This window comes from Pseudoxanthomonas sp. 134C1 (assembly GCF_057773065.1).
This window is the reverse complement of sequence record NZ_JBYMTH010000001.1, coordinates 332,845-358,363: the sequence shown is the minus strand read 5'-3', so window position 1 is coordinate 358,363 and position 25,519 is coordinate 332,845. Positions and strand designations below refer to the sequence as shown.

Here is a 25,519-nt window from a genome sequence, read left to right as displayed (position 1 = left end):
CTGCACGCTGCCACGCAAAGCGATCTCACGGCGTCGGCACCGGCATGAACAGCCCCACCACACCCTTGCCGGCCGCCTTGGCGGCGCTGCTGGCGAAGTCCTCGGCGAGCTTCTTCAGTTTCTCGTTGCGCTTCTTATCGTCCCTGATCTTCTTGGCCGCATCGTAGTCCGCACGGAGGGTGGCGACGGATTTCGCGTCGAACAGCGACGACAGCACGTCGAACAGGGCGCTGGCGGACAGGCGCAGGATTTCGGTGTTGAACGGGTGGTCGAAGATCTGGCGGTTGATCTTCAGCTGGCCCTGCAACCAGTACTTGACCAGCGCGTCCTCGATGATCAGGCAGATCTTGTCCTGCTCCAGTTCAAAGGTCGCGGTGGAGAGCGAATACAGCAGGCGCGCCCGGGCCATGTCCTCGACGGAGGTGAAGCTGGCGCCGAACTTCAGCGCGGCCTCGTAGCGGAGCTTCTTCACCTTCGCCACAGGCGTCCGCAGCCGCTCGCTGGTGCTCTGGTTGCTGTAGACCGACAGCGGACCGCTGCCGTTGTAGCCGTGCCGATCCAGCAGCCACATCACCAGCGCGTCGATGTCCGACTTGGTCATCGATCCCAGGCCCAGTTTCAGATAGGCCTCCAGGAATTCCTTGCCGAACGCCCCGCTGCTGTCCGTCGCCATGTCCCCTCCCTTGATTGAACGCGTGTCGGGTGTCCCGTCACCCGACCGCCGTCGCGCAGCATGCCATGTCCGGCGGCGCTCCGTCGCGGGTCGCCAAGGGTGGCGTGCCATTGCCACGGCCATGGACGCCGCAAGCCTGGCGTGCCACTGCGCTATGATTCCGGTCGGGGAATCACAACGCGGTTTGATGGGGCCGGCGCCAGCGGCGCCAGCGTCGGGAAGGTGTCGTCCCGCGCGCCGGAACGGCCCGGTCCCGCCCGCAGGGATGAAGGCATGCGCACCATCGTGGAAAGAAACCGGCCGCTGCGGGAGCTGCTCCCGCTCGCCAGACCGGAAGCACTGGCCGTACTGGCCGACATCCTGACCGACCACGGCAAGGGCCGCGTGTCGCTGGGCGAGGAGGTCAAGACCCGCCTGCTGCATCACCGCTCGCAGGGCACGCTCGCGGAGATCGCCGCCGAGCTGGAGGACGAGATCTGCCGGTTCGGCGGCAACACGCTCGTCAACGCAGTGCGTTCGCGCGGCGTCGCCTACGAAGAACTGGCGCGGGACGTGGCCGGCAAGCTGGGCCTGAAAGGCCTCCACAAGACCAGCGATGTCCACACCATCGAGGAAGCCGTCGTCCACCACGCGCTCAAAGCCGAGCTGCAACCGCTGGATGAGGAAGGCCAGCGGACGTTCCTCATCCATCGCGGACAGGGACTTCACCTCGCGCCACCGCCACCCGATACCGACCGCCCCGGCGGTCGGCTCATGCAGGCGCTGGGCGGCGCCGGCGCCGCCAGCCTGGCCGCCGGAATCGCGCTGTCCTCGAGCGGCGTGGGTGCGGTCGTGCGCACGGGCGCCAGCGTCGTGGGTGGGCGTGCCATCGCGGCATTGAATCCCGTGCTGGCGGTGGGCGCCGCCGCCAGCGCCGTCTACGAAGCCAGCGGACCCGCCTTCCGGGTGACCGTGCCGCTGGTGGTGCAGGTGGCCTGCATCCGTCGCGCGCAGATCGCGCACGACCTCCAACAATTCCGCCAGAGACTCAACGCATGTCTGTAAGCATGGACGAACTGATCCGGACCATCGGCAACGCCCCCGAGATCATCGAAGGCATCCGCAACGGCACCTTGCAAATCTGGGGCGGCGTCATCCGCCACGTGAAGGGCACGGACAACGCCGGCCAGATCGTGGCCCATCTCAAGTTTCCGTCCGACCCGCAACAGATCGAGGAAGGCCTCAACACGCTCAGGCAGATGGTCGGCCAGGGCATGCAGACCACCCAGGCGGGCTTCGACGCCATCCAGGGCAGCCTGGGCGTGCTGCAATCGCTGCAGGCCGCCAATCTGGCGCTGTCCGGGCTCAACCTCGCCGTGTCCGCCGCCGGCTTCGCCATCGTCTGCCACAAGCTGGGCGAAATCTCGCGCAAGATCGACGCGCAGTCCGCCAGGCTTGACCAGCTGCTGGATCTGGCGCTGGAAGGCCGTCAGCGCGAACGCTTCCGCGACGAGGCCCGCTTCCTCGCCCTCGTCGACAGCGCAAAGCAGTTCAGCGAAAGCGGCGATGTCGAGCAGCTCAAATCGCTGGTGCTGCATTTCCGCGAGCAGTACGAGTTCACCCTGCTCGTGCTGAAGAAACTCGCGGCGGACGCCGACCGCACCTTCCAGTGGATGGACGAAGGCCAGCTGCTGCAGAACCGGCTGGTCCACCTCGGCCTGTTCCTGTCACGCGTGCAGCTGTGCATCGGCGCGCCGAAGTATGCGGAAGACGCGCTGCGCCGGGTGGCCGAAGACGTCGCCACCTTGAACCAGACCCGCGTCGCCCTGCTGTCCGACGAAGCCTTCGCCTTCCGCGCCGCCAGCGACCACGAACCGCAGCTGCTGTCCTTCCTCCAGAGCGGCAAGGACATGCTGCCCGCGCTGGAGTACCAGGCGAACCTGGTGGCCTTCATCCGCCAGCAGCCGGAAGCGGCCACGCTGCTTGAATCCGATTCGTCGGAGATTCTGTTGCTGGCGGCCTAGTCTGTTCCGGCAAGTGCTGGACTCCGGCGACCGATGGCAACGCGGCGCTCATTGGGCGAAACGTTGCCGCAGGTACCGATTGAGCGATGGTCCGGAATCCCCGGACGTTCAATCACGCTTGCGCCGACTCACCAGCAACACGCCGCGTCCGACCGTTACCTGCAAGTCGTCGCCGACGGCAAAGCCGCATTGCTCCAGCCAGCGGCCGGACAGGTGCAGCTTGGGCACGCGGCGGCTGACGACCTGCTCGTCGTGGCGTTCGTCGTAATACTGGAAACCCATGGTGCAGCGGTGCGGGATGCGGAAGCCACGGCGGGGTGGGCGTGGAGGCTTTGTGGGCGGCGGCGGTTCGGGTGGTGCGGCTTCCCGGACGGGCGGATCTTCCGCGATGGTCCAGACGCAGCGGGCGCGGCGGAGCTTGCGGAGGGATTTGGGCGCGGCGGTGCGCGCCGGTGACTTGCGACGGGTCATGTGGGATTCCTCGGTTTGTCTGGAATCCGTCGCCTCGCTGCTAAACGAGGTGACGGACGGTACGCGGTTAGCAGACCGGACCGAGGACCGGCAGACCTTGCGGTCTCCGCGCACCGCCCGCCATATGACAGGCACGCTTCCATGCCCCGATGACCAAGCATGAAAAAAGCGCCGGTCATCGGTTGATGGGCGCTGGTGCGCCTCGGTTGTTCGGGCTGCTAAACCCGGCTGCCGGATTTAGGGCAGCGGGGGAATGGTGCTACGGGGATGGTGTTACGTCAAATGACTTTGGAGCGCTCTGTAGTACTACGGCTATCGGCCAATAGTCGACACCCGAATCAGGACATTAGCCTTCGGCAACGAGTTGGCACTGACTATTCCGCTACGTTCTCGGCCGTGCTAATGATCGCGTCGATCAATGTGGATGCTCTTGTGGCCGCAACTTAGCGTCGAAGTACTGCATCAAGCTTCTAACAAGATTTATTACTAGGACTGCTTCGTCGTGAGAGATAAGCTCCTCGTTCGCATGAGCAAGAGTGGCGCGGTTCCGGATTGGATCAAGTTGCTCTAGCAACGTTGCCGTGCTGTTGAGAATGTTCTTCATGGCCGCCTGCTGAGCCATCGGAACCTCGAAGCCTGGATGTTGCTGTCGAAGCACTTTGAAGTAGTAAACGATCCTAGGATCTGCCGGGGCATCTGTGAGGTCGAGGTTGGCAACACGACAGGCTGTCCTCAGATACCCATGTAGCGCGGTGTGGAGCCGATCGATGGCACTAACGGAACCGTGTGTTTTGAGGAGTGTCGTTGCCTCAGCAAGTGCACGCTGAACGATGTCGCTGGTGATCTTCGGCTCTTCTCCGTCGACGGCGGCGACCCGCTGGCAACGCCTGGCCAGTGCTAGCAGCGTCTGATAGGCGGAGGCGCTGCGCTGCATCTCAGACCCGGCCGGGAATCGACGGGCGATGCCCATCAGAATGGCGGCTTGGTCGCGTGCCTCTGAAGCACCCAGAATGGCGATGAACTTCTTTCTGGTCGTAGTCTCAGCGAACGCATCGACATCCACCTCAAGGTCGCAGTAGTTCGCGTAGAACTCGCGATGAGAGGCGTAACTAAAGTCGCCCAGATACCCACCCGATACACCGATGTAGTTGTTAACTACCCAATGGATCTCACTTGATTTAAGCCCCTCCATGGCGCCCCTCCCCGGGCCTTCCAATAGTGGATGGCAGTCTCATTTGGGAGCACTATAGCGCCATGTCGGCCGCCGGGGGGCGGCAGGGGATAAGTGCGATGGAACGACTTGAAGAGGAGGCGGGTACCCCCGCCCCAGAGAGTGGCTCGGTCCTAAGAGAAACAGGTCCACTGGTTGACAAGGTCAACCGGGCACGGCTCGAGTTGTTAGACCTCTCCACGCGTAATCGCCTGCTCAATACACCACGCAGCGGCCGCGCCAAGACTGTCGAAGTCATCAACGAGCTGGCCAAGGTGATGTATCAGACCCTGGTCATCGACGGTAAGCGGTTTACGTTCGTCGCAGGTCGGGCCGAACCGACGAAAGTGGATGAAGAACTGCCCGGGCTCTCGATAGAAGTGATGCTCGACGGCGAACCGCTCCCCGAGATACATGAAGCGCCAGAAGACCCTGAGCTCCTCGCCCAGCCAGATCTCGAACTAGACGAGCATGGCCGCGTGGTTAGCCAGTGGGATGCTCATCTCACCACGCGGTTAACGCCCACCGGTTTGCAGAAGCGCCTTCTTGATCTCTACATCGACGCGCGTACGCTCCAAGAAGAACAGGGCATCAACGTGCTTTATCTGGCCATCGGCTATCTAAAGTGGCGTGCGCCAGGTGCCCCTAAGGTAGATCGTTACGCCCCACTTGTTCTAGTTCCGGTAGCGCTGGAGCGCAGCAACGCCGGTGAGAAGTTTCATCTTCGCTGGCAGGGAGATGAAATCCAAGCCAACCTCTCGCTCCAATTGTTCCTGCAGCGGCAGTTCGGCGTGAAGCTGCCGGACATCGAGGATTTCGAGTCTCTCGACATCGATGCTTACTTGGCCTCGGTGGCGAAGTTGATTGAGGGTACTCCGGATTGGGAGGTGCTCCCCAACGACGCTGTGCTTGGCTTGTTCTCGTTTGCCAAGTTTATGATGTATCGCGACCTCGATCCGTCACTGTGGGTTGAGTTTGGGGGGATGGAGTCCATTCCCATGCTTCGGGGCGTCGTATCGGATGGTTTCCCGGGAGCGGCGCTGTCGGGGGATAACTTCGATATCGATAAGGAGATCACGCCCGATCGCATGCGGCATGTCGTCGATGCCGATAGTTCGCAATCACTGGTTGTCTATGACGCACTGAATGGACACAGCATGGTGGTCCAAGGACCGCCTGGCACCGGCAAGTCCCAAACGATCGCCAATGTCATTGCCGGTGCCGTGGCTGCCGGCAAGCGAGTCCTGTTTGTAGCCGAGAAGCTGGCCGCTCTGGAAGTGGTCAAGCGTCGACTCGACCAAGTCAGAATCGGTAATGCTTGTCTTGAGCTTCATAGTAATAAAGCTAATAAGCGAACCCTCCTCGAGGACCTTCGTCTTACATGGCAGCTGGCACAGATGCCGCAGGACCCAGGTGGCGCAATTGTCGAGCAGTTAGCTGAGCGCCAGGCAGATTTGAACGCCCACGTACAGCGGCTGCATCGCGTCCTGTTGCCTGCCGCAATGACACCCTACACTGTGTTCGGCGAGCTCGTCAGGCTGCGCAGAGAAGGCTTCACTACAGAGCATCTCCCGCTCACTGACCCGCTGAAGTGGGCACCTCACGAAGTCGATGCGCGACGCAAGTTGCTGGCAGATATCTGTGATCGCATCAGAACCATGGGTGTTCCCGCCCACCACACCTGGTCGGGCGTGGATAACGACGTGCTTCTGCCCAACGACGTTGAGCGGCTAGGCAAAGACATCGGAGCCTTGAAGCAACGCTTGGAGTCATGGCGGGAGTCAGTCACGCGCCTTCACGACGAACTAGCGTTGCCTTTACCGGATCAATTAGGTTCCTGCACGCAGGCCGTCACACGCTGTGATCTGCTGCTCACCGCACCACCTCTTGATGCGGCCGCTTTCCGGAACGCTGCTTGGGAGGACATTGCTGCCGTCGAGGAGGCGCTGCGAGCGCTTAATCTTGCGCAGACGCTTAGGGACAGCACTCGGTCGCTGGTCGCGGACGAAGCCCGTGACTTGGACTGGTCTGGAGCGAAAGCTAGCCTTGAAGATCTTCTGCCGTCCTTCACTGTTGGATCGGAGTTTCAGAGCCTTGCCGCTGCGTATCGAGACCTCACCTCTATAACACCCGATCTGGCGCGCCTGCGCCAACTTCTATCAGAGCGCGCCGAACTTACCTTCGCCAGTTCCAGCAGGCTCGTGGCCATCGGCGAGCGCGCGGCCACGATACCCGAGCTCGATCGCGACGCTCTGGTAGCCCGTATCTGGGAGCGGGGCGTTGATACAGTGGAAGGGGTTGTCGAATCCGTCGAGCGTGTGCAGAGCGCCCGCAAGCAAGTCGCAGGCGTATTCCGTGACAGTGCATGGTCGAAAGATTTTGAAACTGCACGGGAAGAATTGGCGAGCCGGAGCGGGAGCTGGCTGAGGTTTCTTAGCGGCCAATGGCGCAACGCGAATCGTTCGGTTCGCGCGCAGCTTGCTAATCCAAAGCTCCCTTCTGAACAGATGCTGGCCACGCTCGATCAGTTGCTTGACGGCCAGGCCGCGCTTCAGCGTGTTCAGGACAGCGATGCCCAGGGCCTCGAGGCATTTGGATCTAGTTGGGAGCGGGATCGCTCCAATCCAGCGTATATGCGTGGCGTCGTCGCCTGGATGCGCACTCTGCGTCCTCTTGGTTCCGGCGTTCGCGAACAGCTCGCGGACGTCTCCGACAGGCGCTTGGCAGTCGAACTTGCCTTACGCATTCGTCCTATCTTGGAGCGTGCCCAGAAGTCACTAGCGCCAGTGCACGAAGCTTTACTGGCTGGCGAGAAGGAGCTGTGGGGTGGGGAAACATCGCTCGTGGCGTTGCCGCTGTCAGTTGTCACCAAACGGCTCGCCCCTTTTGCATCTTTGTTCGATGACGTCCAGCACTTGGCGGATCGCAACGAGCTGACAGTTTCCCAAGTAGCTGAGCGCCTTGGCCTACTTGAGCAGGACCAAGCCGCTCGTATGCAACTTGCTGACATAGCATCTACCGGTCGGTCCGTATTCGGGCCCTTATGGCTGGACATCGAGTCCGATGCTGCAACTCTGAGCACTGCTTTGTCGTGGATGCATAAGAATGGCGAACTGCGTGGTCTGGCCGCCGCCGTCCGAGACCCAGCCGCAAAGCGCGCCCATGGCCTTGAGCTGCTGGCAGAGGGTGAGGGCCTGGCGGGCGAGCTGATGGGTCTTTTCGCGACGCTCGCCTTCTCCGGAACAAAGCTATTAAGTGCGGATCCTGCTAAGGCCTCTGTCGCCGAGGCCGTCAAACAACTCAACGCTTGGGAGTCGGACCCCGAGGGGCTACCGCAATGGGTTGGCTATCTGGCTCAAGCCAAGCGCGCTCAGCGGCAAGGGCTTAGCTCCATCGTCAAGGAGCTTCAGAGCGGGAACCTCGAGCCAGAGCGCACACGAGGCACCTTTGACCTAGCCTACATGGAGTCCTTGTTGGCTGCGATGATCGCTCGAGATCGTGAGCTAGGTCAGTTCGACGGAAAGCGGCAAACGGCACTTGTTGAAAGCTTCACCACCTTGGACCGCGACCGCATCGATCTGGCGCGACGCCAGGTCAGTCAGGTCCATCGTGCGAATATCCCCCAGCGGGGTGGTGCCGCCGGCCCTACGGCGGTACTGATGGGTGAAATGGCGAAGAAGCGAGCCCACTGGCCTATCCGTGTCCTGATGGAGCGCGCGGCGCGAGCGATCCAAGCACTCAAGCCCGTCTTCATGATGAGCCCTCTGTCGGTCGCACAGTTCCTGCCACCCGGCAAGATCGAATTTGATCTGCTCGTGGTCGACGAAGCTAGCCAGGTCCAGCCGATCGACGCGCTGGGGGCCATCGCACGTGCCAAGCAGATCGTGGTTGTGGGTGATGAGCGCCAACTGCCGCCTACCCGGTTCTTCTCCAAAGCACTGGGTGATGGCAACGATGGTGCAGATAGCGACGGCGCCCAGGCAGCTGACGTCGAGAGCATTCTGGGCCTTTGCAGGGCCAGGGGTCTGCCCGAACGCATGTTGCGATGGCATTACCGCAGTCGCCATCAGTCTCTGATCGCCGTCTCCAACCAGCAGTTCTACGAGAACAAACTGTTCATCGTCCCGAGCCCCTATACAGGCGAAGCCGGTGTTGGCCTTCGTTTTCACCACCTCTCCGATGCGGTCTACGACCGAGGCAACACGCGCACCAATCCGAAGGAAGCAAAGGCGATTGCGCAGGCTGTCATCGTACACGCGCTGACTACACCCAATCTGACCCTCGGTGTTGCCGCCTTCTCCACCCAGCAACGACGCGCGGTGTTTGACGAGATTGAGCTTCTGCGGCGCCAGCACCCCGAGACTGAAGGCTTCTTCGGGGCTCATGCGCACGAGCCTTTCTTCGTGAAGAGCCTGGAAAATATTCAGGGCGATGAGCGCGATGTAATCCTGATCTCGATCGGTTATGGTCGCGACGCGCACGGTAACGTCAGCATGAACTTTGGCCCCGTGAGCAACGAGGGTGGCGAGCGGCGCCTAAACGTCTTGATCAGTCGGGCAAAGTCCCGTTGTGAAGTCTTCTCTTCGATCACCGACGAGGATATCGACCTTAAGCGCGGTAGGGGCAAGGGTACCGCGGCGCTGAAGCTATTTATGCACTATGCGCGCACGGGCCGCATGCACATCGACAGGAGCGCAGAGGAACACAAGAACGGCGTGTTCGAGCAGGAGGTGGCCTCCGCTCTCCGTTCTCGCGGGTACGACTTCCATACGAATGTTGGTGAGGCTGGCATTTTCGTTGATATCGCCATCTATGATCCGGCCGAACCGGGGCGATACATTCTTGGTATTGAATGCGATGGCGACTCGTACAGAGTGGCTAAGAGCGCGCGAGATCGTGATCGTTTGCGTGAACAAGCGCTTCGCGATAAAGGCTGGAACATTCATAGGATTTGGAGCTCTGAGTGGTTCCGCCGCCCGAAGGCACAGCTCGATGAGCTTGTCGCCATCATCGAGGCAGCGAAGTCAGAGCCCGATCCTCTAGCTACTGACCATTCGCCGCGCTCTCGTGCTGTACCGGTCGACTTTGAGACTGTTGAGCACGAGGACTACGTCGAGGTCGGATTGGTTGCTCTGGAGACGCCTTCAGCGCAAGCCTATGTGGAAGCCTCGTTCTCGGTTCCCAAGCACCAGTACGAACTCCATCTAGTCCCGCCCGGACGCATGGCGACCATCGTTCGAGACGTGGTTCAGATAGAGGGTCCGGTGCACTGCTCTGAAGTCGCGGTGAGAATCCGATCGCTCTGGGATCTGCAGCGAACGGGCGGAAGAATTCAGGCAGCGGTTGATGATGGCATCGCGCAGGCTGTACGAGACCTTCTCGTGGTGCGCGATGGTGACTTCTTGCTATGGCCAGGTCGAGAGGCTATCCCCAGAGATCGTAGCGGGGCCGAGTCAAACACTCTCCGCAGACCGGAGCTTCTGCCTCCGATGGAGATTGACGCGGCGATCCTGAGTCTGGTCAAAGAGAACCTTGGCGCCACACTTGACGAGGTCGCACTGCATGTCTCCAGAAAGCTCGGGTACCGCACCACCAGCGCACAGCTCAAGGCAGCTATAGTTGCACGGGCCGATGTGCTGGTATCAAAAGGACGTCTTGAGCTTCGAGCCGGGAGTCTGTCCTTAGGTTCTCAAGGATGAGTGGGATGGTCTGAGTCCTCTTCGCGGAGGGGTACCCATGCCTCTCCCTTCGGAAGGCGTGACCAGGCTATTAGCTCAATGTTGGCTCACGACCAAGATGGAGAAGGGGTGCGACTGGTATGTCTCGGCAAACTCTCAGAGAGTGGGTCCACGTCCAGCTGGACCCGAGGGCTTGGCCCACGCGAGGACTGTCTCCTACCAACATCATTCTGGTGGGCGCGATTATATTGGCCACGGCTAGTGCCATCGTTGGAACCGAACCCAGCCTAGTTAGAAGGTTCGCCAAGACCTTCAGCGCACTTGAGCTTGGCCTTGGGATCCTCTTCGCGATCGAGTACATCGCCCGTCTGTGGAGCGTAGTTGAGCGAAGGAGCCCGGGGGTTAGTCCCGCCGTTGAACGTCTTCGCTTCGCGCTTAGGCCTAGTGCCCTGCTGGACTTATCCATCATCGTCATTACGTTGGTACCTTTCTTCGCCATCAACGTCATGGCGTTGCGCCTAGTGCGACTGTTGCGCATCTTTCGCCTTGCCAAGCTGGGTCGGATGTCGAGCGCCCTGAGGCTGCTTTACGGCGTAGTTTCGTCTCGAAAGTACGAACTGATGGTGACTCTTGGTCTCGCGAGCACCCTGCTGATCTTCGGTGCGTCGGCGCTGTACTGGATTGAGGGTGATGTGCAGCCCGACAAGTTCGGCAGCATTCCGCGGGCATTGTGGTGGGCTGTCATTACCCTCACGACGATAGGCTATGGCGATGTCTACCCCATCACACCGGCCGGGAAGTTTGTTGCCGGCTTGGTTTCTGTATCCGGAATTGGCCTCATCGCCATGCCGACAGGCATCCTTGCCTCTGCGTTCAGCGAAGCAATGCGAAAACAATAAAAGTGCGAAGGGAATTTCTGGGCCGGCTGGATCTCGATTTACTCCTGCGACTTTATCCAGTTTCTACTGGAGGAGGCTGAGGTCAAGCTTGGATAAAACACTGCGGAAGACGTCGCGGATGAGAATAGCTCTGGGTACATGCGTTATCTCTATGGGGCGTGCGAAGCTCTGCCAGTACGTCATGGATCGATCATTAGTCACACTACCAAGACCCTTCTCCAAGGCATTCCGCTATTTTCCGAACTTGCTTCGACGTCCGCTTCGGGTCGAAAGCGGTCATTCCACTCTCCAATCTGTACTCGATGCACTCAATTAAGAATTCCTTTGCACGTAGGAAACGTTGAGCATCCCCAGAATCCACTTCCACTCCGCCGATTAACTCTGTGAACCATTGTTTCGCCACATCGTGGACATGACGGTACGTCTATCAATTTTTCTTCGGCCGCAACTAGCTTTGGTTCTATCCGATGCCTTGCGTCAATTACCCCCGAGCTCACAGCACGTCCTTCTTCGATCATCATCAACAAAGTCGAACCGTCGATCAGCTCTATCCGCTTCCCCTCGGCAAACCGCTCAGCATCCGGCGTAAACCCTCCTAATGCCGCAATCCGCACCTCATCCGCCCGGTGATGGGCCATCAGCCCATACATTTCCCGCACCACATTGACCGGCACGCGCTGGCGTCGCCATTGCTTGCACTGCACCAGGATGCGTCGGCCGTCGCGATGCAGAATCAGATCGATGCCGCCGTCGGCGCCGACCAGGCCGGTTTCCTCGACGCTGTAGCCGCGACGGCGGAAGGCTTCGCCGACCAGCCGCTCGAAGTCGCGCCAGCCCAGCGCGGCGATGCTTTCCAGACCGGTGCGTGTATCCAGCAGCCGGCGGGTGCGCCGGGCCCTGAAAAATGAGGCAAGCGCGCCGATGGTGCACAGCGCAAGAAAAAGCCAGGCGAGCAGCCCGAAGGGATTGGACGCACCGGCGGACGCCTGCGCGAAGGGCCCGCCCTGACGGGCGAACCACATGGGCACGCCGTGAGCGAGCGTGAGATAGCCCAGCGCACCGACCACCAGACCGACCGGCCAAGGCAGGCCCGCCAGCGCGTCGATGAGATTGCGTTTACCACGTCCCATGTGGCCTTCCCCATTACCCCGGGCGGACCATAGCGCGAATCTGGGCGCTATTGAAGGGTGCGGCCACGCCGTCTATCGGGTGACCTGCCGACGTATCGGAAGGGCGGTCCGGCTGTTTGAAGTGAGACCTTGAACTACTGAATGCCCGACCGAGCCAATGCCTGGGACAGGGAAATCTGATTGCAGCCGCTGTCGTGAAGCCTACCGTTGGCATCCAGCTTTCCCAGCTCGAAACCTTCTTCGATATCCTCGAAGTACAGAAGCCCATTGGGAAGATTGGCCACGACCAGCACATGCTCCAACCCATATCGACGCTGGAATGGCACCGCATAGGGCACTACTCGATAAGTATCGAAGTACGTCCGTTGGGCTTGCGAACACTCGTTGAGCTGATTTGCTACGAGCGCTTCCAATTCGCTGACGGAAATCGGCCCCCAGGATTGCAAAACTGAACTCCTTTAAACGGATGGACACAACAGAAGCATCACTCGAGGAGCTATTACTTCCCTCGTGCGGTCGGGCGTTTCGGGGACCCAGGCTACCCCTTGATACGGTAGGCGAATACGCCGCTTCGTACAGGGGTATAGGCGGGGTCGGTTCCAGCCTGCGGAGCAAAGTCAGGATTGCGGGGTACGAAAAGTCCGCGCTCGTCGGCAAAGGACGATGAGATGACTAGATAGAGCCCCTCTTTCGTAACGTATACCCGAGTGGGTTCCAGATCGGAAAGTGGAGACGACCAACTCTCCGGTGAAAGCTCGCCCTCTCCAGAGGTCTTCAATATTTTTGAAGCGGCCTGGGCAAATGCCACCAGTTCTTCTTCATTGGGCGCGGAACCGCACCCAGTCAAGGTGGCGACAACGAAGAGAAACGGAATCAATGCGGTCTTCATACATGCAAACCCCCATTGTGTGGGGAGAGTATAGCCACATGCTCTTCGGACCGGCGCCGTCATTCACACGTGCATCCGGGACCGCACGCCGCTTTGTCCAAATGCTTCACGAACCCCTCAGTCAAGGCCGCTTCGCGGCTTCCTGTTCCTTCAACACCTCCTCGAACGCCGCGCTGAAATCCTTCACCAGCGTGGGAAGCAAGGTGGGTTCAATGAACGCATCCGCCTCCCCAGAATCGCGCTTGACCGCCCGCTCCAGCACATCCGCCATCTCGGGGTGACTGGTCAGCACGATGTCCGCGCGCATGGCGGCGAGCTTGGCGAAGGTGGCGCGGTAGTCCTCGGCAATGCCGGGATAGGCCTTGTTGCCGATCAGGGTGTTGCCGGCCACGGTGATGCTGCACAGGAACAGCACCCGACGCGGTGTGCCGCGATCGTCCACGGTCATGCTCCAGCTGGTGCAGCCGCGGGTGTGGCCGGGAGTGAGGTGGGCGGTCAGTTCGACGTCGCCCAGGCGGACGATCTGGCCATCGCGGATGACCTCGTCCACCGGGATGGGCTCGAAGGGCATGACGCCGTAGTTGTTGTCGCCCTCGTTCCTTCCGTTCTCCAGCGCCCAGCGGTCGCCTTCGCTGGCGAGGAAGCGCGCGCCGGTGTCCCGCTTGAGTTGCGCCATGGCGCCGACGTGATCGGCATGGGCGTGGTCGCTGAGCAGCAGCTTCACCTCGCGCAGCGGCACGCCCAGGCTTTCGATGTTGCGTTCGATCTGGCTGGCGTTCTGCGCCAGCGTGGCGTCGAGCAGGATGGCGCCTTCATTCGACTTGATGAGATAGGCGGCCAGCCCTTGTGTGCCGACATAGTAGACATTGCCGGCGATGCGGAAGGGTTTGATGGGTTCCGACCATTCCGGAGGATCGTGCGCCAGGACCGGTAGCGCCACGACGCTGGCCATGACCATCGCAAGAATCCGAACCACCGAACGAAACCCATGACCTGTGTTCATGCCCACCGCCGTCCTCTGTCTGGAAGGATCGGGACATTGCCCCGGCGGGCCCCGGCGCACAAATCACCAAAACTTGTGTGACGCATGAGTTGTTCTAATGGACGGATGGGCTCGGCATGCGGCCGATTCCGGTGCCGGGTTCGTTGCCGGGTGCTGGCCGGGAATCGCTTCCCGCCTGTCCTAGTTAGGCTCGGCGCGTTCGGCCCGTTCGCTGGCCGCGTCGTTCTCGAACACCGCCAGCGCGCGCACCCTGCCCGCCTCGTCGCTTTCGAATTCAAAGCGCAGGTCGCGCTCCCGGGCGAAGAAGCGGGTTTTCGTCTCGGGATAGAGCGTGGCCACAAAGCTGCCGGCGGTGAGTTTGAGGTGGTCCCCGTCGACGGAAACGAGAATGTCGCCAATCCGCGCTGAGCGATAGCGGCCCGCGTAGGTGGCGAGCGTCGATGGATCGAGCGCGAACGTGACGGACGGCGGCGTGTAAGGGACCGGGCCATGGCCGTAGCTCAGTACGCGATGCATGCGCCATTGGCCGTCGGCGAACTTCCAGACGGTGGTGAATTCGGCCTGCCCATCCAGGCGCTCGGGCTTTCCTGTTTCATGAACATGGAACCGATGCGTACCGGACAGGATGGCGTAGCCGTCCTTGAGGGGATGGAACGTGAGGCTTCCTTCCACCGCCTCACGCCGCAACCGCATGCCGGCGGTGCCGCAGACGCCTTTTCGCAACGAATCAATCAGCGCCTCGCGCGAAACCGTCAATCCCGTCTTGTCGTGATAGAACTCGACATCGGCGGTGAGCAGGTTGCCCATTTTCGTCATGTCGCAGGCGTCGTAGGCGGCCCAGAACCGTGTGTCGGCGGCGCGGACCTGCGCTTCATCGTTCTCGGCGGCCTGCAATGCCGCTGCGGCCACGAGGAGCAACGCAGTCATCAGGAACCGGATCCGCTTCATGGCCCAACGCCTCCGCTTCAGCAGACCTGATTGGGCGCTATTCCCGTTCCCGCCTCAAGCGTCATAGGTCACGGCTTTCGATGGATCCTCGGCACAGGCAGCGGTCTCAACCGAGCCGTTCTCCTGTGACGGCCGCTTCGGCTATCGGTAACCCTGGCCTGTCGATGGAAGCATCAGCGGATGTCGTGTGAGGCCTGAATCACGACCGGGAATCCTTTTTCCGCGAACGATGCCGGTGGTGGTGGCCCCTTTATCTGGGCAAGGCCTTTCGCATAGCACTGTGCGTATTCGTCCCGGTCCTTCTCCGCGATGGCGATATTGGTAATTCGGCCTTCGGCGTCAATATCGAACACCACCGTGAAGATTTCCTTTTTGCCCTTGATGCCGTGTTGGCGGCAATCGCGGTATATATTTTCGAACGTCGCATTTGTCTCCGGCATGTACCGCATCAGGTATTCGCGCCCGACAGGCGATGAGCGCTCCACCTTTTTCGCGCGGGCAACGCGCGCATCGAAATCGTCTCCGGCCTGTGCCGTGCCGGCGAACAGGAACAGTGTCAGCATGCATGCGGGCTTGATCATCCAGACCTCCAGATCGATGGGTTTGCGGCAACCGGCCAAACGCCGGGGGTGGGATCAATCGGAATGTCCGGCCGGCTCCGTCGCCTTCGGTGCGAAGCGACCGGTCCCCGTGTAGTACTCCAGCATGTACTTGTCGACCGCGTGCACACCGGCCTTGCCCCAGGCATCACCCACCTTGGGCATGAAGTACACGAACTTTTCGTCCTCGCCCAGACGATAGACCTTGGAGCTCATGGCCTCGCGCTCGTACGGGTAGTCCATCTTGATGATCTGGATCGTGGATGCCTCACGGGGAAACGGTTGGGACACATCCGCCAGCATGACGCGGATGGCCTCTTCGAGCGCGATATCCACGGTGCGGCGGAGTTCTGCTCCGCCTTTCGCCGACCAGCCATCCTCACCCTGCATCGGCCGGGCCGGTCCCCAGGATGCAAAGTAGTTGGTCTGCCAGGTCGCATGATTTATCCCTGCCGGAACCAGGCCTGCTTTGAGCCAAACGTAGGGCCGTGCGTAAGCATTGTCATGGGTGAAATTGAGAACCACCATCACCCGCACCTCAAGGCGCGACGTGCCGTCAGCAGCGAATGTGTTGACCTTGCCCGGTGACATCTGCGCCAGTCGCGTCCGGGTAATTTCGCGCGCCCGCTCATTCAGTTGAAAATGTAGTGCGACGTCCGGATTTTCTTTCATCAGGCGCTGCGACTCGCGATTGCTCCGCGCCATGTCGACGAGCGCTCCCAGGGCACCACCAAACAGCATCGATCCGGCGGAGTAGTGGGGGCCTGCCACGATCATCTGGCTATCCGGCACGCGCACTGTATCGGCAGGCAGCTGCATCGCGCTCAGCGGCTCGTCGACATACTGGATCTGCACGGGAGTGAGCATCGGTATCGCCGGCCGCGACTTGCCGCCGAAACCCACCAGCCCCAGTGCCGCGACGATGACCGTCAGGCACATCCAGTGACTCGCTTGCATCCTGCCTCCCCGATTTCCTTGCCCCTCCCGCCGCGCGGCGGTGGCGCCACGATAGCGAAGTCCGGACGGAGGCGCCATTTGGCGCCGGGCGCCGTTGCGGGGCCGGCCCGAAGCGCGCACTCAGGCCGGCCTGACCCTGCCGAATCCCATGCGCCGGGCGATGAAGCCATCCTTCCGCCGCCATTGACGGAACACCGCCGCCGCCGCGTGCAGACCGACCAGCACCGACAAGGTCCAGGCGCCGTAGACGTGTACGTACCAGGCGATCGCGCGTCCGGTTTCGTCGTCGTCCGGCGGGACGAAGAACGCGGGTATCTGAAGTCCGCCGAGCAGGGTGCGATCGGCGCCCATCCATACCCAGATGACGTGGCCGCTGATCGGCAGTGCCAGGACCAGCAGGTAGATCAACGCGTGGATGCAGGATCGAATCCGGCGATGCCAGCGCGGGGCATCGTCGTTGTCATCGGGCACCGGCAAGCGCAGGCGCAGGCCGAGGCGCAGGGCCATCAGGCACAGGATGAGGACACCCAGTTTGAAGTGGAGCGGGAACAGCGCGTCGGAGATCGCGCGCGACGTCCAGCGCTCGGCCGCGAAGCCGAGCATCACCTGCGCCAACAGCAGCACCGCGAGCAGCCAGTGCAACAGCCGCAATGCGAGCGGATACCGCCCGGCGGATTCGACCCTCATCGCGCGCAGTCCGGGTAACCGGGAATGTTGCGGCCAAGCACGATGTCGCGGGTCGCCCGCCATCCGTCCGCGATCCGTTCCGGCGTGACGATGCCCGAGCCGCCGCGCCCCTGATCCATCCTGCGCGCCACCGCCGGGGTCAGGTGCGGGTCGTCGCGGAACAGCACGTCGTCGATGTAGTACAGCGCGCAGCCGGTCTCGATGACGTACAGGTGGATGTGCTGCGGCATGCGCGTGCCCGGATAGCTGCCGGGACGGATGGTGAGGAACGTGTATCGGCCGTCGGCATCGGTGCTGGCCCAGGCGCGCAGCCGGCCATGCCCGCGGATGCCGGGATCCCGGTCCGATTTCTCACCCGGATAGACGCCCTGCCGGTTGGTCTGGTGCGCATACACGATCACGCCCTGGCGCGGCCGGCCCTGCGCGTCGGTCACCCGCCCGCTCAGGCGCAGGCGCTCGCCGGGTTCGGCTTCCGGCGCCAGACGCACTTCCGTCGGTGGCGCGGCGGGCAGGCCGATCATGGGCACGTCGCAGTCTTCGCAGGGCAATCCGACCACCGGCGTGGTGCCGGCGTCGGCCCGACCGCACGCGGCCAGCAGGAGAAACAGGGTCGAGGCTCGCGCGGTGTCCACGGCAAGGCTCAAGATGGGCGGCAGGGGATGAGGCATGGGTGCGCTCCGGGTGGGTTCGCTGATGAAGAGCGGATTTCCCGTGGCGGCGTTAACGCCATCCCGGCGGTTAACACTTCGCCCGCGAATGCCCTCTCTTTCCACACCGCCCGGATTCGCCAGGACATGAAGGCCGCGACACCGCCCCAGGACATCGCCCGGCACGTGCAAGCGGCCCAACGGGGGTCACAGGTGGCGTTCGCGTGGCTTTACCGCAGCTTCGCGCCGCTGGTGCACGCCATCCATCTGGGCACGACCTCGCGGGCGCGGGCGGAGGAACTGACGCAGGAAACCTTCGCCGTCGCCTTCGGCAAGCTGGACCAACTGCGCGAGCCGGAACGCTTCGGCCCCTGGATCGCGATGATCGCGCGACGCACCCGGCCGGCGATCGCCGTCGAGGAACGGGATCTCGCGGACGCGGATGATCCGGCCTGGCCCGGCGCGGGACCCGAATCGATGGCGCAGGCGAGCGAGGCACTGCGCGCGATCCGGCGACTGCCCGAGGCCTATCGCGAGACCCTGATCCTGCGCCTGGTCGAAGGCTTGAGCGGCCCGGAGATCGCGCAGCTGACCGGCCTGACGCCGCAATCGGTGCGGGTGAATCTTCATCGCGGCATGGGCCGGCTGCGCAAGGCACTGGGCATCGTCCGGCAAGAGGAGATGAGCGATGACTGAGAAACCCGACCCGCTGTGGGATCCGGATCTGCCCGGTGATCCGGATCTGGAACGGCTGGCGTCCGCGCTGGGCGCATATCGCCATGTACCCGGGGCCGATGTGGTCTGGTCGAAGCCGCGTCCATCACGTGCGGACCGGCGCAGGCGCCGTGTCGTCTTCGCCGCCGCCGCCGCGCTCGCGGCGTGCGCGATCGGCATCGCGACGTGGCTGCCGTGGCGTCTGCAATGGAGTGATCGCCGGCAGTGGGCGGTCGAAACGGGCGCCCAGGCGTTGCCGCAAACGTGGGCGGTCGGCCAGACGCTGGCGACTCCCGCCGATCAGTCGGCCACGATCCGGGTCGCACGCATCGGCCGGATGGAGATTCTGCCGGGCACGCGGATCACGCTTTCGGACACGCGCACCGGGCACCATCGTCTCGACCTGCTGGAAGGCCGCGTGCGTGCGCGCATCTGGGCGCCGCCCGGCCATTTCGGCATCGCGGCGGGCGCCAGCGAAACCGTCGATCTGGGTTGCGAGTTCGACATGAGCCGCGATCCACGCGGCGAAGGAACCATCCACGTCACCAGCGGCTGGATCATGCATCGCGTGAACGGCCAGGAGACCCTGGTGCCGGCGGGCTCGACGCTCGACTTCAACGCGCGGCGCAGCGGCATTCCGCTCGCGACCACCGCGACCAGCGGATTCGCAAGCGCCGTCGCGCGCCTGGATCAAGGCATGTCCGAAGGGCAACGCATGTCCGACATCGAAGCCGTCGTCGCCCGCACCGCGACGGCATCGGATCGCTTCACCCTGCTCACCCTGCTCACCCGCTATCCGGCCCTCGCGTCCGGCCCGATCTATCCCCGGCTGGCCACGATGTTCGATGGACCTGCGCCCGATCCCGACCACCGCGAAGCCTGGCAGCACGGCAGCGTGCACGCCATGAACCTCTGGTGGGAACAAATCCCGCGTCCGCCCAAGGCGTGGTGGCTGAACTGGCGGGATGCGCTGGGGTGAGGTGGGGCGCGGAATCGACACGCCTCCGACACCAGCACCACGAATTCATCCGGCAGACGATGGCTGTCACTTTCCCGCCAGGGTTCGATGGCGTCGACATAGCCAGTGACCGGTTCGGACGCGAAGATCGATACGGCGGGAAACCCGCATCACCGGGGACAATGTGCATGACTATCGGATGCGGGTTCAGCGAGAAGAACAACATGGCGGCGCGGGTAGCGCCCGAAGCTGTTCGACCAGCCGCAACCGGAACCGGGTCAAGGTCGTTGATGATGCGATGGTCAGCCTCGAAGACTCGCAAGCGCGAACAGGAACGCGACAACCCCGGCACCCAATATTCCATAGGTGGCCCACAGTGGGCTGCCCTGGCCCCACGCGAACGCCACGAACGCTTCCTTTGTCTCACGGCCGGACATGACCGAAACCAGCCAAAGCGACAGCAAGGGCATGACCGATGCAAGGCCGAATCCCCACAGCAATGGGCGATGGTCGGTCGAGGCGAAACCGCCGATCGGATAAAGCGCGACGCCGAAGCAGAGCCCAACAAAGAACAGGGCATTTGCCATCCCTATCGCGGTGCGATGATGTTTCGCGAGATGGTCACGGGACTTCGCGTTGTATGAATGCGGAAGACCGCGGGACAATCTCGCGGTCAACCAGGTGGCGATGATTCCACCCAGCACGCCGCTGATGGCGGGCCGTATCGAATCTATATCCATTGATCACCCCGCAAAGACCTGAATCGGAATTCCGTCATTTCGCCATCCCACTGGTCGGATTTCGGAATCCATTCGTGCCACCTATATACACAATGCATGGCTTGGAACGCCATTCTTGTCGCGGCGTGCTTTCTTTCAGGCTTCCAATCGTCCCTCCCAGACCGCCGGCTTCTTCGCGACCAGCACCACGAACTCGCCCGGCAGGCGATAGCTGTCGCCTTCCCGCCAGGGTTCAATGGCGTCGATATAGCGCGCCTGCACCCGCCGCCGCGTGTCCGCATCGAACCGGGACCAGGCCATCGCCACCGGACCGCCGATGAAGGCGGCGTCGCAGGCGTGTTGGGCGGTCGGATAGTAGAGCGGCGCGTCGATGCGTTCTTCGCGGATGTCGGCGAAGCCGGCGGCCTTGCAGAGGTCGGTGAGCATGCCGGAGTGGCCGAGTTGGAAGAACAGCGGACAGACGTCGCTGGCGACTTCGGCGTCGACGATGGGGAAGATCGCCGACCAGCCGCAGCGGGCGCGTTCGCCCCATACGGCCAGGGCGATGCGGCCGCCCGGGCGCAGGACGCGGTGCATTTCGCCCAGAGCATGGTCGAATTCGGGCATGTACATCAGGCCCAGCGCGCAGTAGAGCAGGTCGAAGCTGGCGTCGGGGCAGGACAGGCGTTCGCCCTCCATGCGCAGGAAGCGGGCGTTGTCGAAGCCGAGCGCGGCGGCGCGCCGGGCGGCGGCTTCTACCATGCGTTCGGAGATGTCCACGCCGGTGACGTGGCCGCGCGGGCCGACGCTTTCGGCGGCGGCCAGCGCGATCAGGCCCGTCCCGCAGGCCACGTCCAGCACGCGTTCACCACGCTCGGGTGCGGCCAGTTGCAGCAGGCGGCGATGCGCGCGCGACAACTGGTTTTGCCACAGGCCTTCGTAGGCGTCGGCGGCCAGGTCCCAGCCGTAGCGCTGGATGCGGCGTTGCAGGCGGGCTTCGAGGCTCATGCGCGGGTGATCACGATTTCCAGGTATTCGCTGGGAATCAGCAGCGCGGCGTCGCGGCCGTGGCGGGCGGTGCTGACATTCAGGCGGTCCTGCAGTTCGATGAGGTCACGCTCCAGTTCCGCCGCCTTGTCCGCCGGCAGCGCCTGGAAGGCCTTCTGCACCGGGCCGTACCAGGTGCGGAACACATCGATGAGGTGCGCGGGCGAGCGGTAGCGGAAATTGAACGTGCGCGGCGTGACCGCGATGGCGGCGGCGCGATCGCCGAACAGCTGTTGCAGGTGCGCCAGCGTGCCCCACGCCGACGGCGGTTGCAGGCCGGCCGGCGGCGGCAGGTGTTTGCCCAGCACCTTGAACATCTGGCCGATGAATCCTTGCGGTGTCCAGTTGGCCATCGCGATGCGGCCACCGGGGCGGCACACACGCAGCATTTCATTGGCGGCGCGCGCGTGGTCGGGGGTGAACATCACGCCGAAGGTGGAAAGCACCGCGTCGAAGCTGGCGTCGGCGAACGGCAGCGCCTCGGCGTCGGCTTCCTGGACGGTCATGTCCAGTTGTTCGGCGCGGGCTCGCTGCTGGCCGAGCTCCAGCAGGGCGGGCACGTAGTCGGTGGAGGTGACCACGCAGCCGCGACGCGCGGCGGCCAGGCTGGCGTTGCCGTTGCCGGCGGCGACATCCAGCACGCGTTCGTCCCAGCGCAGGTCGGCGGCTTCGGCGAGGCGCTCGCCGACGATCTGCAGGGTGGTGCCGACCACGGCGTAATTGCCGCTGGACCATGCGGCCTGCTGGCGCTGCTTGACCGCGGCCAGGTCGGGGGTGTTGGGGAGGGGGTGGGTCATGGCATTCATGCGGTGTGTTCCGGAAACGTGGCGAGGGGGCGCCCAGACTGCGGGCGTCGCCGCGTGGCGTCCTGACGCCGCGTCCGCGCGAATTGCCATGGCGTCCGGATGTGCGCCGTGCCGAGCCGCGGGTTCGCCGCGCCGCCGGGATTCCTTGCCGTGCGTCCGGACGCGTGGCCGCATGGCCTGTCGCGCCGCGTTAGCTCGTCAGAATCCCCGTCGCCACGATGCCGTGGCCGGAGAACACACAAACATGAACAACACCAGCGCTATCGCACAGGCCATGGAGCGGGCCGTGACGGTACTGACCCGCCGTCCCGACAGGGGCGTGCACGACGATGCTTCCGCGCGCGCAAGTTGGCGCGGTGGCACCCGCATCACCTCGCACCACGCATTGGGCGTGAACATGGACACCGACATGCCGACCGAACTGGGCGGCAGCGGCGACTGTGTCTCACCGGGCTGGCTGTTCCGCTCCGGCATCGCGGCCTGCGCGGCGACCGTCATCGCGATGGTCGCGGCGAGCGAAGACATCGCGCTGGATGCGTTGGAAGTGGTGGTGGGCAGCGAGTCCGACACGCGCGGCGTGCTGGGCATGCGCGAAGTGGACGGCACGCCGATTCCGGCGGGTCCGCTGGGGTTGCGGGTGGAGGTGCGGATTCAGGCCGACGGCGTGGACGACACGCGGCTGCGACAGCTGGTGGACGACGGCATGAAGCGTTCGCCGATGATGGACGCGCTGCTGCGGCACCCGCCGGTGACGGTGGAGGTGCGCGTGGGCGAAGGCCAGGCCGGTTGAGATGGATGCGCTGTCGGAAATCCTGCGCGTGGTGCAGATGTCGGGCGCGTTCTTCGTCAATGCGCGCTTCAGCGCGCCGTGGTGCTATCAGTCGCCGAAGGCCTCGCTGGCCGCGCCATGGCTGGCGCCGTCGGCCGAACAGATCGTGATCTTCCATCTGATCACCGAGGGTGATTGCCTGGTGGAGATGGATGGCATGGCACCGCTGCGCGCGCATACCGGCGACGTGGTGCTGTTTCCCACCGGCTGCGCGCATCGCATGACCTCGCACGCCGGGCTGCCGCCACCGCGCGGCGCGGTGGATCTGAAGAAGCTGCTGTCCGCGCGTCCGCGCCGGCTGGCCTACGGCGGCGGCGGCGCGCCGACCCGCATCGTCTGCGGTTACCTGGCCTGCGACACGCGCCTGGCGAAGCTGCTGCTCAACGGCCTGCCACCGGTGGTGCGGGTGAGCCTGCGCGATTCGGACGCCGGGCAATGGCTGGAATCTTCTGTGAGCTACGCGCTGGCCGAGGCGAAGGCGCCGCGTCCCGGCGGCGCCGGCCTGCTCGCCAAGCTGGCGGAATTGCTGTTCATCGAAGTGCTGCGCCAGTACGTGCACCAGTCGGACAACCACGCCGGTTGGTTGTCCGGCCTGGGCGATCGCGTGGTCGGCGCCGCGTTGAACGCGCTGCACCGGAAGCCGTGTCACGACTGGACATTGGCCGAGCTGGCGCACGCCGCCGGCACCTCGCGCTCGGTGCTGGCCGAACGCTTCCAGCAACTGGTCGGCACTTCGCCGATGCAGTACCTGACCCAGTGGCGCATGGTGATGGCCGCCAATCTCCTGCGTTGCGGCAACACCCCGCTGGCGCGCGTGGCCGAAGAAGTCGGCTATCAGAACGACACCTCGTTCAGCCGCGCGTTCCGGCGCGAGTACGGCCTGCCGCCAGCGGCGTGGCGGCGGAATCTGGTGGCGCATTCGATGGCGGGATGAGGTGCTGGTATCCGGGGCTGTTTTCAGCGATGTGTCGATCCCCCGCCTGTTCGTTCGTCTACTTCATGAAGGCCGGAAACCTGGCCTGGACGATCATCCACCAGCGGAATCACCCGGAGTCCTGCCATGAGCCCCACCATCACCGCCTTCGAAAGTTCGCCGGACCGCGGCAAGGGCCTGTCGCGCGACGTGCGCGTGCGCTGGGCGCTGGAAGAAGCCGGCCAACCCTATGACGTACGGCTGTTGTCGTTCGGCGCGCTGAAACAGCCCGCGCATCTGGCGTTGCAGCCGTTCGGTCAGATTCCGACCTACGAGGAAGGCGAGCTGACGCTGTTCGATTCGGGCGCGATCGTGCTCCACATCGCGGAGCGCCATCCCGGCCTGTTTCCGGAGGACGCGGACGGCCGCGCACGCGCGATCACCTGGATGTTCACCGCCGTCAGCACGATGGAACCGCCCATCGTCGAGCACGGGATGATGAGGATCTTCGAGAGCCGCGAACCGTGGTTCGAACCGCGTATCGCCATGATCGAGCAGCGCGTCCGTACCCGGTTGGAACAGCTCTCCGCGCGTCTGGGCGAAGCCGACTGGCTGGATGGCGCCTTCAGCGCCGGCGATCTGCTGATGATTTCGGTGCTGCAACGGCTGCGGAGTTCGAATCTGGTGGACGAGTATCCGAACCTGGCCGCCTACGTGGCGCGGGGCGAAGCGAGGCCGGCATATCAGCGGGCGTTCGCGGCGCAGTTGGCGGTATTCGAGGCGTCGCAGGCGGGGTGAGGATGGCACGTGCGGGACGACAAGCGGATTCCGGAAAGGAAGCGCTGTTCGCCAAGAATCCGTTGTTCCGGACGCCCTCAGGCGAGATAGACGCTATGCGGCGGGATTCCAGGTTCCACGCCTGGCACGGATACGGAATGGCATTCGAAGACACAGTCCAGGCCATAGACTGCGTCGTGCGCTACCGCAAGGCGTTTGTCGTCGATAGTTTCCGTTCGCAACCTTTCGATCGCGTTCTGATGGTTGAAGCCGTCAAGCTCAAAACCGTCAATCATCCACCCAACAGGACGTCGGACAACCATTGCGCCTTGCCGCTCGCGGCCAGCCAGGCGACACCTCCCAGATTCAGGAGGACGGTCAGCCAGTACATCCGCTGAAACGGGGCCTTGGCGGTCTTGTGCCGGAACTGCTGCTGGGCAACAAGGCCACCGGGCCAGCCGCACAACACGTCGATCAGATGCAGGCTCGACTCTCGTGTGCGGCGATAGCCCTTTTCCGCGGCGGCCTTGTCCAGAAAGTACATCATGTATGACACCAGACCGGCCGCGAGGTAGATCAGGACAACGAGGATGGGTGTCTTTCCGAAGTAAGTGGCAAGTACCAACAGCGAGAAGAAGGCCAGCGCAATCTGCCAACCCGGGAGCCGCAGGCTGTTTACCGGCGCCGCGATCTTCTGTCCGGCAAAGCGAACGGTCCTCGCGTTCAGACGATCCCTCGCGTCCCGCGTGGTTTCATAGGAGATCAAGTCGCCGACCACCGGCTGCCGCGAACTACGCTGGAATTCGCTGACATGAACAAAGGCCCGGTCGCCGCCGCCACTGGGCACGACGAAGCCGAATCCGCGTTCGTCATTCCATTCGGTGATGCGCCCTGCACGTCTCATGGAAACTCCCTGCCGCTGGCGGGTGGATCTAGGAGCTGGAAGTCGGCGTTCTGCCGAT

At 63.3% G+C, this 25,519-nt stretch carries 25 protein-coding genes; 9 read left to right on the top strand and 16 right to left on the bottom strand.

From position 1 onward, the window contains the following. Positions 1–25: 25 nt before the first annotated feature. Entirely contained in the window at positions 26–673 is a 648-nt protein-coding gene (locus AC3DEZ_RS01620; RefSeq protein WP_488386644.1) for a hypothetical protein, read from the bottom strand. A gap of 273 nt (positions 674–946) precedes the next feature. Here AC3DEZ_RS01620 and AC3DEZ_RS01615 point away from each other — a divergent pair, with 273 nt between their 5' ends. Together AC3DEZ_RS01615 and AC3DEZ_RS01610 are read left to right on the top strand one after the other, a co-directional pair. Beyond that, complete coding sequence (locus tag AC3DEZ_RS01615) at positions 947–1,717, top strand: YaaW family protein (RefSeq protein WP_488386643.1); 771 nt, start codon at positions 947–949, stop codon at positions 1,715–1,717. Between the two features lie 2 nt (positions 1,718–1,719). Next, positions 1,720–2,676, top strand: a complete 957-nt coding sequence (locus AC3DEZ_RS01610) for a hypothetical protein (protein WP_488386642.1) — start codon at positions 1,720–1,722, stop codon at positions 2,674–2,676. Between the two features lie 108 nt (positions 2,677–2,784). On the opposite strand, the gene AC3DEZ_RS01605 is transcribed toward AC3DEZ_RS01610, so the two are convergent. Both AC3DEZ_RS01605 and AC3DEZ_RS01600 read right to left on the bottom strand, forming a co-directional pair. Continuing rightward, complete coding sequence (locus AC3DEZ_RS01605) at positions 2,785–3,147, bottom strand: SymE family type I addiction module toxin (RefSeq protein ID WP_488386641.1); 363 nt, start codon at positions 3,145–3,147, stop codon at positions 2,785–2,787. Between the two features lie 415 nt (positions 3,148–3,562). Continuing rightward, complete coding sequence (locus tag AC3DEZ_RS01600; RefSeq protein WP_488386640.1) at positions 3,563–4,339, bottom strand: abortive infection family protein; 777 nt, start codon at positions 4,337–4,339, stop codon at positions 3,563–3,565. Positions 4,340–4,437: 98 nt separating this feature from the next. Between AC3DEZ_RS01600 and AC3DEZ_RS01595 the strand changes: the two genes are divergently transcribed. Both AC3DEZ_RS01595 and AC3DEZ_RS01590 read left to right on the top strand, forming a co-directional pair. After that, complete coding sequence (locus tag AC3DEZ_RS01595) at positions 4,438–10,056, top strand: DUF3320 domain-containing protein (RefSeq protein ID WP_488386639.1); 5,619 nt, start codon at positions 4,438–4,440, stop codon at positions 10,054–10,056. A 212-nt stretch (positions 10,057–10,268) separates the two neighbouring features. Continuing rightward, entirely contained in the window at positions 10,269–10,934 is a 666-nt protein-coding gene (locus AC3DEZ_RS01590; RefSeq protein WP_488386638.1) for an ion transporter, read from the top strand. Positions 10,935–11,242: 308 nt separating this feature from the next. On the opposite strand, the gene AC3DEZ_RS01585 is transcribed toward AC3DEZ_RS01590, so the two are convergent. The 9 genes from AC3DEZ_RS01585 to AC3DEZ_RS01545 all read right to left on the bottom strand — a co-directional run bounded on the left by AC3DEZ_RS01585 (position 11,243) and on the right by AC3DEZ_RS01545 (position 17,815). After that, the gene (locus tag AC3DEZ_RS01585) at positions 11,243–12,064 is read right to left on the bottom strand and encodes a restriction endonuclease (RefSeq protein WP_488386637.1); all 822 of its coding nucleotides are present in this window, start codon (positions 12,062–12,064) and stop codon (positions 11,243–11,245) included. A gap of 134 nt (positions 12,065–12,198) precedes the next feature. Then, a complete protein-coding gene (locus AC3DEZ_RS01580; RefSeq protein WP_488386636.1) occupies positions 12,199–12,510 on the bottom strand; it encodes a hypothetical protein in 312 nt (103 codons plus the stop codon). Between the two features lie 92 nt (positions 12,511–12,602). Then, positions 12,603–12,953 carry a hypothetical protein gene (locus tag AC3DEZ_RS01575; RefSeq protein ID WP_488386635.1) on the bottom strand — a complete coding sequence of 117 codons (351 nt, stop codon included), beginning with the start codon at positions 12,951–12,953 and terminating at the stop codon, positions 12,603–12,605. Positions 12,954–13,074: 121 nt separating this feature from the next. After that, positions 13,075–13,911, bottom strand: coding sequence for a subclass B3 metallo-beta-lactamase (gene bla, locus AC3DEZ_RS01570; protein WP_488386634.1), 837 nt, complete (start codon positions 13,909–13,911; stop codon positions 13,075–13,077). A 225-nt stretch (positions 13,912–14,136) separates the two neighbouring features. Next, on the bottom strand, positions 14,137–14,904 hold the full coding sequence (locus AC3DEZ_RS01565; protein WP_488386633.1) for a DUF4440 domain-containing protein: 768 nt from the start codon (positions 14,902–14,904) through the stop codon (positions 14,137–14,139). Positions 14,905–15,077: 173 nt separating this feature from the next. Further along, complete coding sequence (locus AC3DEZ_RS01560; RefSeq protein WP_488386632.1) at positions 15,078–15,485, bottom strand: hypothetical protein; 408 nt, start codon at positions 15,483–15,485, stop codon at positions 15,078–15,080. Between the two features lie 54 nt (positions 15,486–15,539). Beyond that, positions 15,540–16,442 (bottom strand): hypothetical protein, encoded by a 903-nt coding sequence (locus tag AC3DEZ_RS01555; protein WP_488386631.1) that lies wholly within the window; start codon positions 16,440–16,442, stop codon positions 15,540–15,542. A gap of 138 nt (positions 16,443–16,580) precedes the next feature. Further along, positions 16,581–17,147, bottom strand: coding sequence for a cytochrome b (locus AC3DEZ_RS01550; RefSeq protein ID WP_488386630.1), 567 nt, complete (start codon positions 17,145–17,147; stop codon positions 16,581–16,583). Beyond that, positions 17,144–17,815, bottom strand: coding sequence for a dioxygenase family protein (locus tag AC3DEZ_RS01545; RefSeq protein WP_488386629.1), 672 nt, complete (start codon positions 17,813–17,815; stop codon positions 17,144–17,146). The genes AC3DEZ_RS01550 and AC3DEZ_RS01545 overlap by 4 nt, the downstream gene beginning before the upstream one ends. A 126-nt stretch (positions 17,816–17,941) precedes the next feature. Here AC3DEZ_RS01545 and AC3DEZ_RS01540 point away from each other — a divergent pair, with 126 nt between their 5' ends. Then, positions 17,942–18,490 (top strand): RNA polymerase sigma factor, encoded by a 549-nt coding sequence (locus AC3DEZ_RS01540; RefSeq protein WP_488386628.1) that lies wholly within the window; start codon positions 17,942–17,944, stop codon positions 18,488–18,490. Continuing rightward, entirely contained in the window at positions 18,483–19,487 is a 1,005-nt protein-coding gene (locus AC3DEZ_RS01535; RefSeq protein ID WP_488386627.1) for a hypothetical protein, read from the top strand. The genes AC3DEZ_RS01540 and AC3DEZ_RS01535 overlap by 8 nt, the downstream gene beginning before the upstream one ends. 281 nt (positions 19,488–19,768) lie before the next feature. Here AC3DEZ_RS01535 and AC3DEZ_RS01530 read toward each other — a convergent pair whose 3' ends face one another. The 3 genes from AC3DEZ_RS01530 to AC3DEZ_RS01520 form a co-directional block, all read right to left on the bottom strand. Next, on the bottom strand, positions 19,769–20,206 hold the full coding sequence (locus AC3DEZ_RS01530; RefSeq protein WP_488386626.1) for a hypothetical protein: 438 nt from the start codon (positions 20,204–20,206) through the stop codon (positions 19,769–19,771). Between the two features lie 135 nt (positions 20,207–20,341). Next, the gene (locus AC3DEZ_RS01525; protein ID WP_488386625.1) at positions 20,342–21,193 is read right to left on the bottom strand and encodes a class I SAM-dependent methyltransferase; all 852 of its coding nucleotides are present in this window, start codon (positions 21,191–21,193) and stop codon (positions 20,342–20,344) included. Further along, entirely contained in the window at positions 21,190–22,029 is an 840-nt protein-coding gene (locus tag AC3DEZ_RS01520) for a class I SAM-dependent methyltransferase (protein WP_488386624.1), read from the bottom strand. Before AC3DEZ_RS01520 ends, AC3DEZ_RS01525 begins: the two co-directional genes overlap by 4 nt. A 253-nt stretch (positions 22,030–22,282) precedes the next feature. Between AC3DEZ_RS01520 and AC3DEZ_RS01515 the strand changes: the two genes are divergently transcribed. The 3 genes from AC3DEZ_RS01515 (at position 22,283) to AC3DEZ_RS01505 (ending at position 24,578) form a co-directional block, all read left to right on the top strand. Continuing rightward, the gene (locus tag AC3DEZ_RS01515; protein WP_488386623.1) at positions 22,283–22,828 is read left to right on the top strand and encodes an OsmC family protein; all 546 of its coding nucleotides are present in this window, start codon (positions 22,283–22,285) and stop codon (positions 22,826–22,828) included. A gap of 1 nt (position 22,829) precedes the next feature. Further along, positions 22,830–23,801 (top strand): AraC family transcriptional regulator, encoded by a 972-nt coding sequence (locus tag AC3DEZ_RS01510; RefSeq protein WP_488386622.1) that lies wholly within the window; start codon positions 22,830–22,832, stop codon positions 23,799–23,801. Positions 23,802–23,927: 126 nt separating this feature from the next. Continuing rightward, positions 23,928–24,578: a glutathione S-transferase family protein gene (locus tag AC3DEZ_RS01505; RefSeq protein WP_488386621.1), complete on the top strand. Its 651-nt coding sequence runs from the start codon at positions 23,928–23,930 to the stop codon at positions 24,576–24,578. A 271-nt stretch (positions 24,579–24,849) separates the two neighbouring features. Here the strand turns inward: AC3DEZ_RS01505 and AC3DEZ_RS01500 are convergent, their stop codons facing one another. Then, complete coding sequence (locus AC3DEZ_RS01500) at positions 24,850–25,461, bottom strand: DUF1294 domain-containing protein (RefSeq protein ID WP_488386620.1); 612 nt, start codon at positions 25,459–25,461, stop codon at positions 24,850–24,852. Positions 25,462–25,519 lie beyond the last annotated feature (58 nt).